This is a genomic window from Aquibacillus albus, assembly GCF_016908325.1.
Taxonomy (GTDB): Bacteria; Bacillota; Bacilli; order Bacillales; family Amphibacillaceae; genus Aquibacillus_A; species Aquibacillus_A albus.
Genome location: NZ_JAFBDR010000012.1, coordinates 75,508 through 92,156, shown reverse-complemented (window position 1 = coordinate 92,156; position 16,649 = coordinate 75,508). Strand labels below are relative to the sequence as shown.

Below are 16,649 nucleotides of genomic sequence, written 5' to 3'. Positions count from 1 at the left end.
CAATTCCTCTCATCTTATAACGAATGTCGAATTTTTTCTTATACTTTCAACCGCTCCAATTTAAACTCTGAAAGTACAAGCTATGTCACACACCTTTTCTGTCTCACTTTTACCCCTATCAAAATACATTACAATTATTTATAAATTAAACCACCTACTATTATATGATATTTATAAGTTATTTAAAAGCTGAGAAAAGTGGAAGAAGTTTTAAAGGGGTCTGACCCCGCTTGTGGACATTTGTCCTCTGTGGGAGGACAGTTCATCTATTCATTAATTTCATAAACTAATACGTCAAATAATTCTTCATTGATATAAAGTAATATTGCCCACTCTCCTGGATCTGGGATTTTTACTGTTGATGGTGTGTGTGCATCTGCACCATTATTAGGTCCAGAAAGTCCTATTGTCCAACCATTTGTCAGAATTTGATGGACTGTTTCTGATTCTTTATGAAAACCAACAACCGTTAAGCTTTTATTCTGAGGATTTTCAATTCCCCAAAGATGCCACATCCACTTTTGATTACTTAAACTAGGCATATCAGCACCAATGACACCTGACTTATTTTTATTTCCTGTCATTCTGTTATCACCAAACTCATTTGCCTTTCTTTCCCAATCAATCGTTTCAAAATCCTTTTCATTTACAAAATTGGGAGTGACATTAATTTCTTTATCGTCATTTATAGTCGCATCCGCTAGTCCTCTATCTACTGTAATTGAGGTTATCATTTCATTTGTTTCGGATAAGCCTTGTATTTCATATTTTCCCTCTTCCATTTCATCCAAGAAAACAAACCAGATGTGATGGTTTTCCATTATTACTGTTTCAGCATGATATTCAGCATTATTTTCTAAGTTTATTACCTTGATTCGATCAACTTCCTGGTTATTAATTTCTCCATAAAGCATAGGAAACGGTGACTGCCTATTCGATTTAGGGAGGTATTGACTGGTAATATCCTCTCCAATATTTGAAGAGTATCCCCCTCTATCATTGGTTCCTTCCCAACCCAACAAAGTCTTTTTTATAAAAATAGCACTTAGTTCCGATAAATTAGTATCATCATCATCCGTTTCTATATTCGGAATATAAAATACGACCACTCCATTATTTACTTCTTCTTGATGAAGGATTGTATCATAGTCCAACTCATTTACTATTTGTCTAATGCTTTCATCTTTACTTAAATTTCCTGTTGAATCTTGAATAATATTAATTAAGAAAGGCATTATCAAAATCATTAATATAAAGGAGGCAGATGATAAAGCAAGACGATACTTCCATTTTATAGATAACTGTTTCCGAATGGATGGTTTCCTCTCTATTTTCATATTTATTTTATGGAAAACCTCTCTTTTTTCCGTTTCAGAAAGATAAACCTTATTTTTCATCGATTTAAAGCTATCATCATAACTATCCATCTCTTCAAAATTTGTCATGACTATACCCCTCCTTTTCCAATTCTTTTTTCAATGCTTTCATTCCTCTAAATAAAGTAACCTTCACTTTACTTTCAGTCCACCCCAGAATATGAGAAGACTCACTTATAGAGAATTCTTTCATTTTTCTTAATACAATGACATCTCGATAGGATCGTTTAATTTTACTCAATGCCTTATACAATTGATGCTCTGTTTCATTTAGTACCAACATTTGTTCCGGGGTTCTATCTGTTGCGTTTATAGAGGTTATAGAATCGATAATATAAAAAATAGGTTTTCTCTTTCTTATGTAATCAATGGTTAAATTTCTAGCAATTTTAAATAGCCAGCTTTTCGCATTGTCACCATTGAAGGATTCATATTTGTTGTATGCTCGCAGGAATGTGTCCTGCAATATATCCTTTGCTTGATCATGTTCACCAATCATAAAAAAGATATATTGATATACATCGTTACTATACTTTTGATACAAAACATTAATGTTTTGCTTGATTAAATCCTTATCCAATATCTCAGCTCCTTTCTTTTTGGTGTACACCCTACTAACGGATGGAAGGTGAAAAAGTTACACCTTATATTATTTTTGTTACCCAAAATAAAAAGCCCGTATATTGATACGAGCGTAACTTCTCATTTAATTGCATTATTATTTTGAATGGATAAAACTTTTCAGTACCCGCTAATATAAATAGTAGATTAAACACGGTTCAAATGAGTAGCTTTAAATTCTGTTGGATACTTTAACCCGTATCCAATCATCCTGTCCATTCCAATATGGGCTGACCATATCAAACCAATGGCTAGGAGCGTTTCATTTGGGACTATTAGTCCACAGATAACAACACTAATCGATAAACTGTACGTATGAAATAAATTATAAATGATAGCCCCAACCTTATTATTAAGCAAATATCCAATCATGGAAATATCTGGTGCAAATAGCAAAATAAAAAACAATAACCAACTAAATTGACTTTGTCCGTAAAAATATACACTTAAAACCAAAACGGCAAACCCTTCTATGTGTAAAAGAATTTTATTCATTAGTTTAAAATTTTCCCTTCGCCAATTTTTTTGCCAGGTATGTAAAGGTATGAGGTTCACCACAAAGTCGCTCTACACGTTGATTCCAAGAGTATAGCTGGTTTGGTCCAATAAACTTTTTAATAAGTTCTTGAAATAAGTTTGTTTTTTTATAGAGACTTGTTACTGCAAATTTCTCCCGAATCATGTCTCGAATAGCCAAAGCATAATTATAGTCTTGGAAAAATGCTGGATTTTCAATGTAAAACATCTCACTTGCAGGGTGGAACGCTTCTCCCTCATACCCAAATACATGTAGATAACACTCATTTGCGATTTCTTGAAATGAACGTTCTGGATGATTATATAATTCAAATTCCACTATGCTGTAATAGTAATTCATTTTAAACATTTTTATATCTGTTAAATGATTGATTTCTATAATTTGAGAATAAACTTCATCTGGAATGTTAAAATTATTTTTTAGAAAATCTCGTTCCGTTATAATTGTTTGAAATAACTCAGCTATTGCTTCGGCTGCTATGCTTGAATAGAAACGATATAGCTCTGGATATTTATAAGAACTGAAATGACCATCAAGAGCATGTCCCATCTCATGTATGCCGGACAAAAACACCGAATAGGAATCTCTTTTGTTCACAACTAATCGGAGATCGTTTGGATTGATGTTAATGCAGAATCCACCATAAGGTATCTCCATACTCTCTATCTTCATAGGTAATTGGTGCATAGGTATTCCTAGACTATTAACTATATCGCTTAACACCTCTTTCATGCGATTGGATGTAAAAGCATTGCTTTGAATACGATTGAAATTAAACATTGAAAAATATTGGTCATAAAGATGTATCTTTTCCCAACCAAACTTATCTATTATCCTATCATCCCAATAGTCCGAGGCTTCTTCTGATTGCTCTATCAAAGCTTTCATTTCTTCCATATATGAACTCATGTTAATTTCCTTGAGACTACATCTAAATTGATAGTAGTTATTGAACCCTTGCTCTTTGGCTAGTTTGTTTCTTTTTTGGATCAACTTTCTAAATAACTCTTCATTATCTCTACCGATTTTTTTCGTTTCTAAGAAAAGCTGCTTCCGAAGTTCTCTGTCTGGATTTTCCATAATATTAGAATGGGCCGTTCCAAGATTATATTCTTTTTCGTTTAATGTAAACCTGCTTTCCATTAAAGTTGTTTGTAATTTTTTTTGTATCTCTGTAACATCTGGATCACTATCAAGTGCTTCTTGTTTCATTTTAAATAAAAATACACCTAGTCGCCGCTTCCAAACTTCATTATTACTAAACGTATTTCTCCACGATAAAAAAGTTTCACGAAGACTTTCGTTTGTCATTAATTTATGCTTAATCGTTGTAATTTCGTCGATTCTTTTAGATCGTATGCCTTCTGTATACATTTCATAATATAAACGCTCTTCTTCTTGATAAAGGTGATCAAGCTTCTCAATTTCCTCGCTATACGCTTTTTTCCAATTTTGCATATCTGTTATTATATTTAATCGTTCAAAGTTAAGCATACATCATCTCTTTTCTAATTTTCATATAAAGTCAACTCTACCTGGCCTCATAGCTCATCGTCTTACAACGATGACACATGCAGGAGTATTGATGGATGGTTTCAAGAAACATAGTTCCATCATTCCCATCCTCCGTTGTAAATTGATTTAGCTCAATTTTTCTCCATGAACTCAATCAAATCCGTTTCCAAAACTGTAAAATTTTTTTAGCTAAGCTGACTCTGGACTCTCTGATTTCTCGTGCTTAACAAGCGCCTTATTTTCCCATTTCCTACTTTTCCATCTCACCCATAAAGCGATTCCACGAACCCACTCATCTGCGATAAAAGCGAGCCATATACCAATTAAGCCCCACCCAAAATGGATTCCTAAAATGTAGTACAGGGGAACACTTAGTCCCCAAATAACAGTAACAGAAACAATCATCATATACCGAGCGTCACCTGCTGCCTGTAGTGTAGCACCATAAACAAGATTAAAACACCTTCCCGGTTCCAGGAGAAACCCCATGACTAATAAAGTAGCACCCATTTGAATTATCTCTGGATCATTCGTAAATAAGCCGAGTAACGGATTTCTAAATAAAACAATAATACACGTCATAGCCAATGCCATCAGGATACTCCAGCGAACATTACGCACTCCTTGTCTGAACGCTTCCTCCATTTTTCCAGCTCCGATCAAATGCCCGACAATAATTTGTGATCCTCTACCAAGGGAAATTCCTAAAACCATTACAAAGAAGAGAACATTTAATGTATATATTCTTGTTGCAAGCATTTGCGCGCCGAGCAAAGTAATGAAGGCGGTGGTAACAATTTGGCTACTAGAATAAGAGATAATCGACATGGACGAAGGAATGCCGATACTTAATACTTTTTTTAGACGTTCCTTTTGTAAATCTATCAAGTCATGCCAAGTTAATTTAAGGTTTACGCGATAATATAGAACTAGCGCAAAGGCTATAAGCGCTAAAAACTGACTAAAAGCAGTAGAGATGGCTACTCCAGGAACTCCCCATTGTGGGAAACCTAAAGCACCATAAATAAACAAATAATTACCGATTATATTTATAATGTTCATTCCACCACTAACAAACATTGTTTCTCTAGTAAATCCATGGGTTTGAATAATCATCGACATTGTAATGCTCATCGCTTGCATAACAAGAGCCCCTCCAACAATCATAAGAAACGTTCTAGCTTGCGAAAAAAGTTCTGGCTCTAATTCAAATAAACCTAACAATTGTTTACTAAAGATAATTAAGATCGTTGATACAATGAGTCCGAATAGAAAATTGATGAAAATTCCATTCCCTGTGTACTTCTTGATTTCATCGAATTTCTTTGCACCAAGATATTGAGCAATAACAACCGATGAACCTATTGCAATAAATTGAAACAAGAAAAACACAAACATAATTAATTGATTGGCCACTCCTACTGATGCAACCGCTTCATCAGAAACCTTACTTAACATAAATACATCGGCTGCTCTTAATGAAAAATGTAAGAGTGATTCAATAAAAATAGGCCAAGTGACAGCAATGATCGATAATTTTTTTACATGAGATGATTTTGTCATAAGAATCCCCTTCGAACTTGACGTTTTATTACAAAAAGAAAGAGAGAGAGCTGAATAAGCCCACTCTTATTCTTTACGTTATTCAATGGATTTGTGTTAAGGCTTACATTAAAAACTAATCTTATATATAATAATAAACTTACGATAAAAAAGAAAGAGGAACTGGAATTTTACTCCAAAAAAAATGAACCCGATACAATGCCGAGTTCGGTTACCTTCATGTTAATCATTGGTGTTTTTTTGAATTTTATTTATAAGTTGAAGCATAAACCGAATACCCTTTTGCCCATAGCCAAAGTGGTTAAAACTCCCGATAAGGTAAGCATCTGAACCAGGGTGATAAAACATAAAGCTCCCTGTTGACCCTGCATTTCCCCAAGCATTAAACTTCGCTGGCATTAAGATTGGAATTGTTTTTATATTCATTAGACCATACCCATAATCAATACCAAGAAAAAACCTTCCGTAATCTGCTTTCATTTTTAGAAGGGTTTCTTTCCTAATTATCTTATAATTCACCAATGCCTTCATAAATTTTAGCAGGTCTTCATTTGTCGAAACAATGCCACCCCCAGCGTATACGACACTTAAGCTTTGATAGTCAATTATATTGATATTTTGAATATACAAATCTGCCACAGGGTGATCGCTCTTTTCAATAGACTCAGAGCCATGAAGGAATGAGTGTTTCATCTCAAGCGGCTCAAAAATATATTCGTGAAATACTTCATCTAGTGGCTTGTTCATGATACTTTCTATCGTCAAACCTAATAAATGATAACCTGTATCCGAATAATGGAACTTTTTTTCCGGCGGCGACAAAGGTTCTAAATGCTGCTTCGCCCAATTAAGTACATCTCTAGGTGTCCAACTACGTGATGGTTCATTAACGATCGAATCTACGATAGTTATACCTTTCTTTGGTTTGTCCTCCATAAAATCATATAATCCCGAGGTGTGATTCAATAAATGCTTTATTTTAATTTCACTAGTAAAATCCACACCTTTATACACATGTAATTTGTGCAGTAGGTCATTGTCTAAATAGGTTGAAATGTAGTCGTCAAAAGAACACATGCTTTTTTCAACAAGCATAGCAATAAGTACAGATGTAAACAGTTTGCTAACACTTGCAATATAATAAGGTTGTTGTGCGTGTGCAGATATCTCTCCAGTAGATCCCTCTGCCAAATGCAAATGTAGGTTGTGCTTTTCCGAATAAACTAGCAAATTAGCATTGTGGATCTTAGGGTCGTTCTGTACCTTTTTTCTAAAATACTCCTCTATTACAGTATTTACTCGACTTTCCATATTCCTTTTCCCTCCTTTAAAACTACTAATTACATTTGTGTTTTTCCTAGCTTAAATTAGGATTAATCATCATAAAGCAACAAATGCTACTAATGCAATCAAGGAACCTAGTATTGCAATCACATAAATTAATGTTAAATGTGTTACATTTTTTTTAGCAGCATCATTATATCCTTGATCACTCTTACCAAATAATAATATGGTTGAAACTAAAGCAATAATTCCTACGATAATAATAAGCGTTATCGCTAATTTCATACCAATCACCTACCTTGCTTCATTTGTAAATCGTTTTAACTGTTGCAATTTAATTCTACTATCTATCTTTTGATGAAAAGGAACACCTACATAAAGTTGACCACCCAATTTTAAAACAAAAATGACTCTTTTCTTCCAACAAAGAGTCATTTTTTATATTTATTTCCAGGACACAGGGACAGGTCCACTGTCCCACTATTTCGCTGTGTATTTTTTTATGGCTGGCAAAATTTCTGTGCCAATCAGCTCGATATTTTTTTGTAACCGTTCAAATGGGACGCCACCGAAATCGATTTGTGCAATATAACGTTGATGACCGAATACTTCATGCTGATAAAGTATTTTTTCAATAATCTCTTGTGGACTTCCGATATTCATGACATTATGCGGATCGACACCTTGGGCAAAGTGCTGCTTCGGAAAGCCTTGTCCGTTCGTTTTCTTCATTCCTTCATTAATGTGCGGATACATATCTCTTAACGCCTGCTGGGATGTTTCAGCCGCATAGAAAAATCCAGCTGTTGCAACCGGGAGTTTCGCTGGATCAAAGCCTCCACGTTCCGCTGCATCACGATACGCATCCACTGTTCGTTTAAATGTAGATACTGGGCCGCCTAAATGGGCCATCATCATTGGAACTCCGGCATATCCCGCTTTTACCGCACTTGCAGGTGAACCACCTACTGCACGCCAAATTGGCAGCGAACCATTTTGTGGACGTGGAAGCACCTTCGCATTTTTTAAGGAAGCACGATACTCTCCACTCCAGTTGATCACTTCTTCTTCATTGATTTGACGCAATAAGTCAAACTTTTCTTCATACAACGCTTCATAATCACGAAGGTCATACCCTAATAAATCAAACAACCCTACTCTTGATGCTCGACCTGCAATGATCTCGGCACGACCATTAGATATTAAATCAACCGTTGCAAAATCCTCGTAGACTCGTACGGGGTCTGATGTGCTGATAATTGTAGAAGAGCTTGAAATTTTAATGTTTTCAGTTGCCTGAGCAATCGCAGCGAGAACAACAGAATGCGCTTGTGTTGCGAAATACTCCTGGTGACTTTCCCCGACACTAAAAAAATCAATACCAGCCTGATCCGCAAGCTTCGCGTATTCAATGATTTCATGAATCCGTTCTTCAGCTGAAATTCTTTCTCCAGTTGCAGGATTGGGTAAGTGGTCACCTAATGTATAAATCCCAAACTCCATTCCCTTACTCTGATTAATACGATACTTTTCCATTTTATTCACCTTTCTCATATGATTGCCTGACACCACCCGAATTTTGTCATATTTTGTCGACGAAGAAACAGGGGGCAAATCCTTTGTCTCTATTCATCAAACACAACACGGGTGCTGCCGATGATATCATGAACTCCTTGTTTTTCTGCTGTAAATCCGACAACAATATATAGAAATACAGTAATAAAAAACGCGCGGTGAATGAATCTTCCGACTACTTCTCTAAAGAGTAAATCACTCCATTGTAGTGGTTTTGCATCTTCCCGAATTACTTTTAAACCAAATATCATTTTTCCTAACGTCTGGTTAAAGGCTTTTGTCATGAACAAAAAATACAGATAAAACATAATAGATCCTAGAATTCCCGTGACTGTCCAGAATCCAATATCTAAACTCGCACCATCATTGATAAATCGAAATGGAATAAGTAGAATGCCGTTAATACTGAAAACTATTATTAAATCAGCCAAATATGCCCAAAAACGCATCCAAAACCCCGCATATCTTCTACCCGTAGTTGGTGTTGAATCATAATTAACATGCTCTTCACTCATAACGACACCCCCTTATTTAGAATATAAATACATCGCACGTGGTGCATTATTTTCTCGCAATAGATCCTTGATGCCAATTAAATCCGATTCCGCGCCAAACATGCTTCTCATCGTTCCACCAAGAAACTGGTTAATAGTCAAGCCTTGTTCATATTCGACCACTTGCGCATTGCCTAATTCTTGATCTTCCTTCATCATCGTTATCGTATCGTTTAACGAACCAAGACGGTCGACAAGATCTGCCTCCTGCGCCTGTGCTCCAGTGTATACTCGACCATCTCCTAATTCACGGACACGATCCTCAGACATGTCTCTACCTTCTACGATTACCTGTACAAAGTCATCATACATATCATCAATCATCGTCTGTAATATTTCCCGTTCATCCTCCGTCATCTCACGTGACATTGACATGATATCTTTATATTCACCACTTTTGATCGTGTTAAAATCGATTCCATGTTCATCGGCAAATTCTGCAAAATTAAAGCTTTCCATAATTACGCCGATGGAACCGGTAAGTGTGGCGTTATGCGCAACAATTTTATCCGCTGGAGCAGAAATATAATATCCCCCTGACGCTGCTGTATTTCCCATCGACACATAGATCGGCTTTTCGTACTCTTCTTGGATTTCTACGATTTTAGCGTGAATTTCTGCACTTTCCACCACTCCCCCGCCTGGTGTATTGACGCGTAAAATAATTCCGTTGACACGAGGGTCCTCTGCTGCTTTATCCAGCATATCTAAAAATCTTTTATGGTTATAGGAACTCGTATTAATCAATGTGTTTGCCGTTGTGTTTTGTATCACCCCATTCAAGCGAAGCACTGCAATTTTACTCATTCCAGAGCCTTCCTCTATCACTTTTTCATTAAAGTCATCATCTAAATCTTCCAAACTAAACATTGCTTCATAGTTTGTAGTTACCAAGCTTGTTAAGAACTGAAAACCTAACGAAGCAAAAAATAGTGCTACAGCAACAGCAAGAGCGATCCAACGTTTTTTATTCATATGCATTCCTCCATTTCTTCTTAACCTACCCTAATAAATCATACATTATATAAAAATTGATTTCGAGTGGGACACGGGGACAGGTCCTCTGTCCCTCCTCTGCCCACGACCCTCATATAGAAAGGAACGTCATCGAATAGTGTAAGTGAAAGGAAGGTGAGCGCTATATGAATGAGCGTACAACGAAGTTAAGCTATGACGAAATCGATAAACTCCTTGAATCCATTGACAAGGACTGCTTAAAAGATATTAAATGGAAGTCCGTAACGGATGAGGAAATGGAATCTCTATTAGCCCATACCCATGGTTAATTTAATTTCGATAATATGGTTTGTAACTCCATTAAGTTATTCATTACGATGTCAGCCTGACAAAGTTCACCTTCTCGTGCAAATTTTGAAAGCGCGTTCCATCCTCCATCCATATCAAAAATGAGTGATTGAAAGACTGTTTTCTCTCCCTTTTTAAATAACTAACGCACCTTCCAAAGTTTAACAAAAAAATAAAATAAATGGACACTTCTTCGTAACTATGTTTTTATATAACAAAAAGTGCGATAATCCTTCTTGGATCAACGCACTCCAGAGTTTAAGTGTATTTACTCACATCTTTGCAATACCAGGTTGATTGTCGATTATTAAATATCAACTATTGTCCGTTTCAAAAAGAATTATCTTTACATAAACTAAAGTATTTCAATTGCACCCATATAGTACACCCTTATTGAGCACTCCCATCGAGTGCTCTTTATTTGTAAAATAAGGCTCCTCATCCATTTCACATGTCCAATCACTTTCTGTTTATTTTCATATACTTTAGTAACCTCGAAAAAAAGGAGGTGCTGAATCGTGAGTGGAGGATACGGTTATGGTGCAGGATTTGCATTGATTGTTGTGTTGTTTATCCTTCTTATCATCGTCGGAACGTCTTACGTTGGCGGCGTATATTAATTAATCTTTTCATGGAGCAGATCATTTTATGGTCTGCTTCTATGTTTAAGGGACAGAGGGACAGATCCACCGCCCCAACTGTCCTTCCACAGAGGACAACTGTCCACGAGAGGGGTCAGACCCCTAATAGTTATTCACCGGTTTCTGCAAATCGTTTAATTCTCTCTCCGATTTGATCACGTACGCGCTGGAATACTTGCCATTTTTCTTCGTCTGTTCCTTCTGCTTTTGCAGGGTCATCAAAGCCCCAGTGTTCACGCTTTACGCTTGGTGGGGTAACCGGACACTTATCTGCAGCATCCCCGCAAAGGGTAACGGCTAATGTTGCATTGTTTAGAATCTCAGAATTAATAATTTCAGACTCTTGATCAGAAATATCAATGTCAACTTCCTTCATTGCTTTTACTGCATTCGGATTTAATCCATGTGCCTCGATTCCTGCACTATAAACTTCCCAATCATCTCCAAGATGTTTTTTCGCCCAGCCTTCAGCCATTTGGCTTCGACATGAATTTCCTGTACATAAAAAATAGATTATTTTTTTAGACATAATTAAAAATCTCCTTTTTTAAAGAATTAATAATGTTAGATATAGTCCCACTAAAGTAATAAATAGAATCGGAATCGTTAAAACAATTCCTGTCTTAAAGTAAGTTCCCCAAGAGATTTTAACTCCTTTTTGCGATAACACATGGAGCCATAATAACGTTGCTAGGGAACCGATTGGTGTAATTTTCGGACCTAAGTCAGATCCAATGACATTAGCGTAAATCAGTGCTTCTCTCATCACACCAGAAGTATTCGTTTCGGCAATCGCGATTGCGTCAATCATTACGGTTGGCATATTGTTCATGATGGAAGAGAGAATCGCTGCAATAAATCCCATCGCAACCGTACCAACAAATAATCCTTGCTCTGCACTTGCCTGAATCACACTAGCTAATACATCTGTGAGTCCAGCATTTCTCAAACCAAAAACAACGACATACATACCAATCGAGAAAAATACGATTTCCCATGGCGCGCCTTTGATGACCGCCTTTGTATCAACAGCCTTACTATTTCTTGCCATCAAAATAAAGAATATCGCAATCACACCAGCCACAATCGAAACAGGCAAGTTGATAAACTCACTAATAAAATAACCAATTAAGAGTACACCGAGTACATACCAGGAAAGACGAAACATCTTCGTATCTCTAATTGCTTCTACCGGTTGCTTCAGTTGTCCCAAATCGTAATTTCTAGGAATACTTTTTCTAAAATAAATCAATAAGACTACGATCGTTGCACCAAGCGAAAAGAAGTTCGGAATAATCATTCGAGATGCATATTCGACAAACCCAATCCCAAAAAAGTCGGCTGATACAATATTCACTAAGTTACTTACGACCAATGGCAAGGAAGTTGTATCAGCAATAAATCCACTCGCCATGATGAATGGAAACACCATTTTTTCTTGAAAATTCAAGTTGCGAACCATGGCTAGTACAATCGGAGTAAGTATCAATGCTGCACCATCATTGGCAAAAAAGGCTGCAACAATTGCGCCTAGTAAACTAACGTAGACGAACATTTTTATACCGTTACCATTTGCAGCTCTCGCCATGTGCAATGCAGCCCATTCAAAAAATCCAATCTCGTCTAAAATCAATGAAATAAGAATAATTGCAACAAATGCAAGCGTTGCGTTCCAAACAATTCCCGTTACTTCAATGACATCATTAAAACCTACTACTCCTACTATTAAAGCAAGGATTGCCCCACCACATGCAGACCAACCAATCGATAATCCTTTTGGCTGCCAAATCACTAATACTAAGGTAACCAAGAAGATAAGCGATGCTAGTATAACCGAAGATGACAAATCCATTTCCCCCCAATTAGCAACACGTAATCCGTGTTCCTTTTTCTTCTAGTTCTTTTAATTTATAATCTTGATCAGGTAGTTGTTGAAGAAGCTGTACTACGAAAGAGTAATGCTCATTATTTTTGTTTAAGGAATAAAAGATCCACTGACCTCTTCTTTCTTCTTTCACTAATCCAACATCCCTTAATTTTCGAAGGTGTTGACTAATTGACGGTTGACTTACTTGAAAAATCTCAACAAATTCGCAAACACAACAATCATTATTCTCCAATAACTTAATCATTGTTAAACGCGTTCTATCCCCCAGCAACTTTAAAATCATCGCCGCCTTTTCCATCTCAATCAACGTTTTTTCCATAACAAAACACCTCCTTCTTCATTCGAATATTATCATATAATGATTTGTTTATATAAGCAAGTTAAAAAATCGTCCAACTGTCCTCCCACAGAGGACAACTGTCCACAAGAGGGGTCAGACCCCTTTTTTTGGCTATCGTCACCTGTTTCTACTATAATTAAAGTGTTTAGTGGGATTATACTTTTATTTTTGGATGTGAGTGGGATATGAATGTAATCGAGAAGTTGTATTCATTTATCATTTTATTAGCAGTTATTGTTGGAATCAGTATAGGACAATTCGAAGGAATACAAAAGAACTCAGAAAGCTTTATTGTGCCTTTATTAGTAGCTATGTTGTTTATTACTTTTTTGCAAATTCCTATGAACGAAATAAAAAAAGCGTTCAAAAATAGTATGTTCACATACATATCAACGACGATGAACTTTGTTTGGACACCTATTTTAGCATGGCTCCTAGCATTATTATTCTTAGGAGACACTCCAGCCTTATATATTGGATTTATTATGCTAATGGTTACCCCATGTACAGACTGGTATTTAATATTCACCGGGATAGCAAAAGGAAATGTTGCTTTATCTACAGCGATCTTACCTTTAAATTTAATTCTGCAAATCATTTTATTACCTATCTATCTTCTCATTTTTGCTGGTCAGACAGGGGTTATAGAACTCGCATTTCTCGCGGAAAGTATTCTGACTGTTTTATTCATCCCATTAATTTTAGCTTTTCTAACAAAGTTCTTCTTGAAAAATAAGCAGCAGCTAAGAGAAAAAATGATGGCGAAGCTTAGCGTGTTACCAATTATTTTTCTTAGTCTTGCAATTGTTGCGATGTTTGCTTCACAAGGACAATTACTGCTTGATCATTTAAATTTAATGTGGCAAATAACAATTCCTATCCTTTTATTTTTTGTAGTAAATGTTATCGTTGGTCAAAAAGTTGGTAAGGTCATGAAATTTCCTATCTCTGATAGAATTAGCTTAAGCTTAACTACATTAGCCCGGAATTCACCAATCGCTTTAGCAATCGCTATGACAGCATTTCCAGACCAACCTTTAATAGCTTTAACATTAGTAATAGGTCCATTATTGGAGCTACCAATTCTTGCAGTCATCACTCAGCTATTATTATTGATTAATAAATAGATATATAAACAGGAACACATAAAATGCTCCGTCACGCGGTTGCGAATACCACTCGTTTTTTTCCACTGCAGTAGATAGGCTAATAGCGATTAGGCGCTACCCAAGGGATAACGCCATAATCGTGAGTGATGCAGAACAAATGAAAAAACGGAAACATTAGACTGACAAACTTCACTAATATACAACAGCTTGCAAAGTGATTAAGACCTTATTTTTTAATAATTTGTTGACGTTCTTCCATCTGAGGCGGTTCCTCCATCCACCCGTTCTTAATCATAATTTTTGCACCTTCATGAGCATATTCAAAGATATCTTTCATAAAAATAGTCATTTTTGCCGGCAAATCATTCCGTAAACTAAAAGCAGTTCCTAAGGAATTCCCTCCCAAAGAAAAACTACAAAAAAGACTGGTGCAGTACATCATGATTTTATCAGAAAATGGAGCGACAGTTGAACGCGTGGCATGACCACCCGCTGTTCCAGGCACCTGAATACCATTTTGAAGAAAAACTTCACTCAACTCTTTCGTAATGCTTTTGGCAATTTCTGCTCCTTTAGAGAAATATTTTGTTACCTCTGCTTCATTTGCACATTGAGCAAACCCTGTAATCATCTGCATGCCAGTAATATTTGTTTCAATAGCATGATAAGTATTAGCAACTTCAACTGTATTTAATGGACGTTTTTTACTAAAAGGATTCATTGCAAGTCCACCTAAATAATTTGTATCTTTCACAAACTCAACTGCATCCGGCATGGAAACATAAGGTGGTCGAGCAATCATACCTCTTTCAATCAAATACTGGGTGCAGTCATTGTAATACTTTTGGGTAATAGCAGTAAGTTCTTTAAAAAGCATGACAATATCTTCGCGATAGGACATGGTTATATTTAGCGTATGCATAGCCATACTTATTTCTTTGACCAAACGAACAAACATAATATCGAAACCATTATCATATAGCTTCGGTACACCTTTGTTAACATCTTTGGAAGTAAATCCGACGGGGATTACTGCACCTTCTTCTTGGAAAATTTTCGTTATTTTTTCAACATAAGGGGTAATTTCATCATATAAATTTGTCATAATTTTTTTAGCATCTTCGTCATCGGCTTTTTCTATAAAATATTCTAACATTCGTAAAATCATTGTTTTTTGTTGGTACGTAATCCACAACGTGCCAAGTTCAGATGACGTTATTGCAGGTTTTTCAGGCATATTAGCAGTCCTCCCTAAAACTTTCTAATTTTAGGTTGAACATAAAAGGGTAAAACAATTCAGTAATTTTAAAGTTAGATATTCCATTTATTTATATTTAACTTAATAGCAAAAAAATTAAGCGACGTTGCAATCCATTCTTTTACTCTTGCACCCTTTCACAACCATTTTAATCTAAGCTGTTACTTGTATATTGTTTATTTATAAATGCATTTTTGTAGTCTTTTTTCATACAATGCTTCTAGAGGTGATGAAAAGTGACAAGAATAAAATATACAGACAATGACGTTGCTTTAATGGCAAGGATGATGAGAGCTGAAGCTGAAGGTGAAGGTCGGCTCGGGATGCTTATGGTTGGCAATGTAATTGTAAATCGGGCAAAGGCTGATTGTTTAGATTTTAAGGATGTAAGGACAATAAATGATGTGATTTATCAAGTCCAAGGAGGAAATTATTCTTTTGAAGCAGTGCAAAAAGGGAATGTTTTTTATAATAGAGCAAGAAGTGCGGAAAAAAAATTAGCCGAACAAACCTTAAAATATTGGAGACAACACCCTTCCAAGTACGCGCTTTGGTATTTTAACCCGTATGGTGAATGTCCACCTACATGGTACGGCCAACCATTTACAGGACCATATAAACAGCATTGTTATTATGAACCAGTAGCTAATACATGCGAAAGTGCTTATAGATGGTAAACAAATCCCCACACTTGTGGGGATTTTTTGAGCGTTAAGCCTTCTTCGACCAACGCACATGTTTTTGCGTATTTTCGATGATTTCCAGCCACGATCGTAACGTACCTATCCCTAAATAAAAGATAAACTTATCAAAACAAAACCAAACATAAGAAATCAAAAACACCTTTCACTACCTCACCTCTTAATGTATCCCCCTAATTATTCTATATTACTGCTTCCATCATTAGAATCGGGGTTGCCACATTTACAACTCCTTAGCCTATTTTTTACCCTTCATTTAGGAAGTCTTTGTTACTTTATATTAAAGGATTGAATTTCATCATCTTCCACAAACTGAAGATGATGCTCATAAACGCAAGCAAACATTGAATCTCCAAGATAAACCCCTTGACCTTGAAGTAT

Annotated in this window: 18 protein-coding genes; 4 read left to right on the top strand and 14 right to left on the bottom strand. The window is 36.0% G+C overall.

The features are described from left to right. Positions 1-266: 266 nt before the first annotated feature. The 10 genes from JOC48_RS21280 to sppA form a co-directional block, all read right to left on the bottom strand. Positions 267-1,445, bottom strand: a complete 1,179-nt coding sequence (locus JOC48_RS21280) for a DUF4871 domain-containing protein (RefSeq protein WP_239584334.1) — start codon at positions 1,443-1,445, stop codon at positions 267-269. Further along, positions 1,432-1,956 carry an RNA polymerase sigma factor gene (locus JOC48_RS11850; protein WP_239584333.1) on the bottom strand — a complete coding sequence of 175 codons (525 nt, stop codon included), beginning with the start codon at positions 1,954-1,956 and terminating at the stop codon, positions 1,432-1,434. Before JOC48_RS11850 ends, JOC48_RS21280 begins: the two co-directional genes overlap by 14 nt. A 188-nt stretch (positions 1,957-2,144) precedes the next feature. Beyond that, on the bottom strand, positions 2,145-2,492 hold the full coding sequence (locus JOC48_RS11845) for a DUF4260 domain-containing protein (protein WP_204499937.1): 348 nt from the start codon (positions 2,490-2,492) through the stop codon (positions 2,145-2,147). A gap of 4 nt (positions 2,493-2,496) precedes the next feature. Next, complete coding sequence (locus JOC48_RS11840; protein ID WP_204499935.1) at positions 2,497-4,029, bottom strand: gluzincin family metallopeptidase; 1,533 nt, start codon at positions 4,027-4,029, stop codon at positions 2,497-2,499. A gap of 210 nt (positions 4,030-4,239) precedes the next feature. Beyond that, positions 4,240-5,613 carry an MATE family efflux transporter gene (locus tag JOC48_RS11835; RefSeq protein WP_204499933.1) on the bottom strand — a complete coding sequence of 458 codons (1,374 nt, stop codon included), beginning with the start codon at positions 5,611-5,613 and terminating at the stop codon, positions 4,240-4,242. Between the two features lie 222 nt (positions 5,614-5,835). After that, positions 5,836-6,924, bottom strand: coding sequence for a serine hydrolase domain-containing protein (locus JOC48_RS11830; RefSeq protein WP_204499931.1), 1,089 nt, complete (start codon positions 6,922-6,924; stop codon positions 5,836-5,838). 69 nt (positions 6,925-6,993) lie between these two features. Beyond that, positions 6,994-7,182: a hypothetical protein gene (locus JOC48_RS11825; protein ID WP_204499929.1), complete on the bottom strand. Its 189-nt coding sequence runs from the start codon at positions 7,180-7,182 to the stop codon at positions 6,994-6,996. A 195-nt stretch (positions 7,183-7,377) separates the two neighbouring features. Beyond that, positions 7,378-8,433 carry an LLM class flavin-dependent oxidoreductase gene (locus JOC48_RS11820; RefSeq protein WP_204499927.1) on the bottom strand — a complete coding sequence of 352 codons (1,056 nt, stop codon included), beginning with the start codon at positions 8,431-8,433 and terminating at the stop codon, positions 7,378-7,380. An 89-nt stretch (positions 8,434-8,522) separates the two neighbouring features. Beyond that, positions 8,523-8,987, bottom strand: a complete 465-nt coding sequence (locus JOC48_RS11815) for an RDD family protein (protein WP_204499925.1) — start codon at positions 8,985-8,987, stop codon at positions 8,523-8,525. Between the two features lie 12 nt (positions 8,988-8,999). After that, positions 9,000-10,001: a signal peptide peptidase SppA gene (sppA, locus tag JOC48_RS11810; protein WP_204499923.1), complete on the bottom strand. Its 1,002-nt coding sequence runs from the start codon at positions 9,999-10,001 to the stop codon at positions 9,000-9,002. A gap of 167 nt (positions 10,002-10,168) precedes the next feature. Here sppA and JOC48_RS11805 point away from each other — a divergent pair, with 167 nt between their 5' ends. Both JOC48_RS11805 and JOC48_RS11800 read left to right on the top strand, forming a co-directional pair. Beyond that, positions 10,169-10,312 carry a hypothetical protein gene (locus JOC48_RS11805; RefSeq protein WP_204499921.1) on the top strand — a complete coding sequence of 48 codons (144 nt, stop codon included), beginning with the start codon at positions 10,169-10,171 and terminating at the stop codon, positions 10,310-10,312. 537 nt (positions 10,313-10,849) lie between these two features. Continuing rightward, positions 10,850-10,951, top strand: coding sequence for a YjcZ family sporulation protein (locus JOC48_RS11800; protein ID WP_204499920.1), 102 nt, complete (start codon positions 10,850-10,852; stop codon positions 10,949-10,951). A 130-nt stretch (positions 10,952-11,081) separates the two neighbouring features. Here the strand turns inward: JOC48_RS11800 and arsC are convergent, their stop codons facing one another. Genes arsC through JOC48_RS11785 form a run of 3 tightly spaced genes read right to left on the bottom strand, consistent with a single transcriptional unit; the run spans position 11,082 to position 13,179 of the window. Next, the gene (gene arsC, locus JOC48_RS11795) at positions 11,082-11,501 is read right to left on the bottom strand and encodes an arsenate reductase (thioredoxin) (RefSeq protein ID WP_204499919.1); all 420 of its coding nucleotides are present in this window, start codon (positions 11,499-11,501) and stop codon (positions 11,082-11,084) included. An 18-nt stretch (positions 11,502-11,519) separates the two neighbouring features. Next, positions 11,520-12,824 carry an arsenic transporter gene (locus tag JOC48_RS11790; protein WP_204499918.1) on the bottom strand — a complete coding sequence of 435 codons (1,305 nt, stop codon included), beginning with the start codon at positions 12,822-12,824 and terminating at the stop codon, positions 11,520-11,522. A 10-nt stretch (positions 12,825-12,834) separates the two neighbouring features. Next, complete coding sequence (locus JOC48_RS11785; RefSeq protein WP_204499917.1) at positions 12,835-13,179, bottom strand: ArsR/SmtB family transcription factor; 345 nt, start codon at positions 13,177-13,179, stop codon at positions 12,835-12,837. Between the two features lie 206 nt (positions 13,180-13,385). Here JOC48_RS11785 and JOC48_RS11780 point away from each other — a divergent pair, with 206 nt between their 5' ends. After that, positions 13,386-14,327: an arsenic resistance protein gene (locus JOC48_RS11780; protein WP_204499916.1), complete on the top strand. Its 942-nt coding sequence runs from the start codon at positions 13,386-13,388 to the stop codon at positions 14,325-14,327. Positions 14,328-14,535: 208 nt separating this feature from the next. Here the strand turns inward: JOC48_RS11780 and JOC48_RS11775 are convergent, their stop codons facing one another. Beyond that, positions 14,536-15,546, bottom strand: a complete 1,011-nt coding sequence (locus tag JOC48_RS11775; RefSeq protein WP_204499915.1) for a DUF3231 family protein — start codon at positions 15,544-15,546, stop codon at positions 14,536-14,538. Positions 15,547-15,803: 257 nt separating this feature from the next. Here JOC48_RS11775 and JOC48_RS11770 point away from each other — a divergent pair, with 257 nt between their 5' ends. Further along, complete coding sequence (locus JOC48_RS11770; protein ID WP_204499913.1) at positions 15,804-16,244, top strand: cell wall hydrolase; 441 nt, start codon at positions 15,804-15,806, stop codon at positions 16,242-16,244. Positions 16,245-16,649 lie beyond the last annotated feature (405 nt).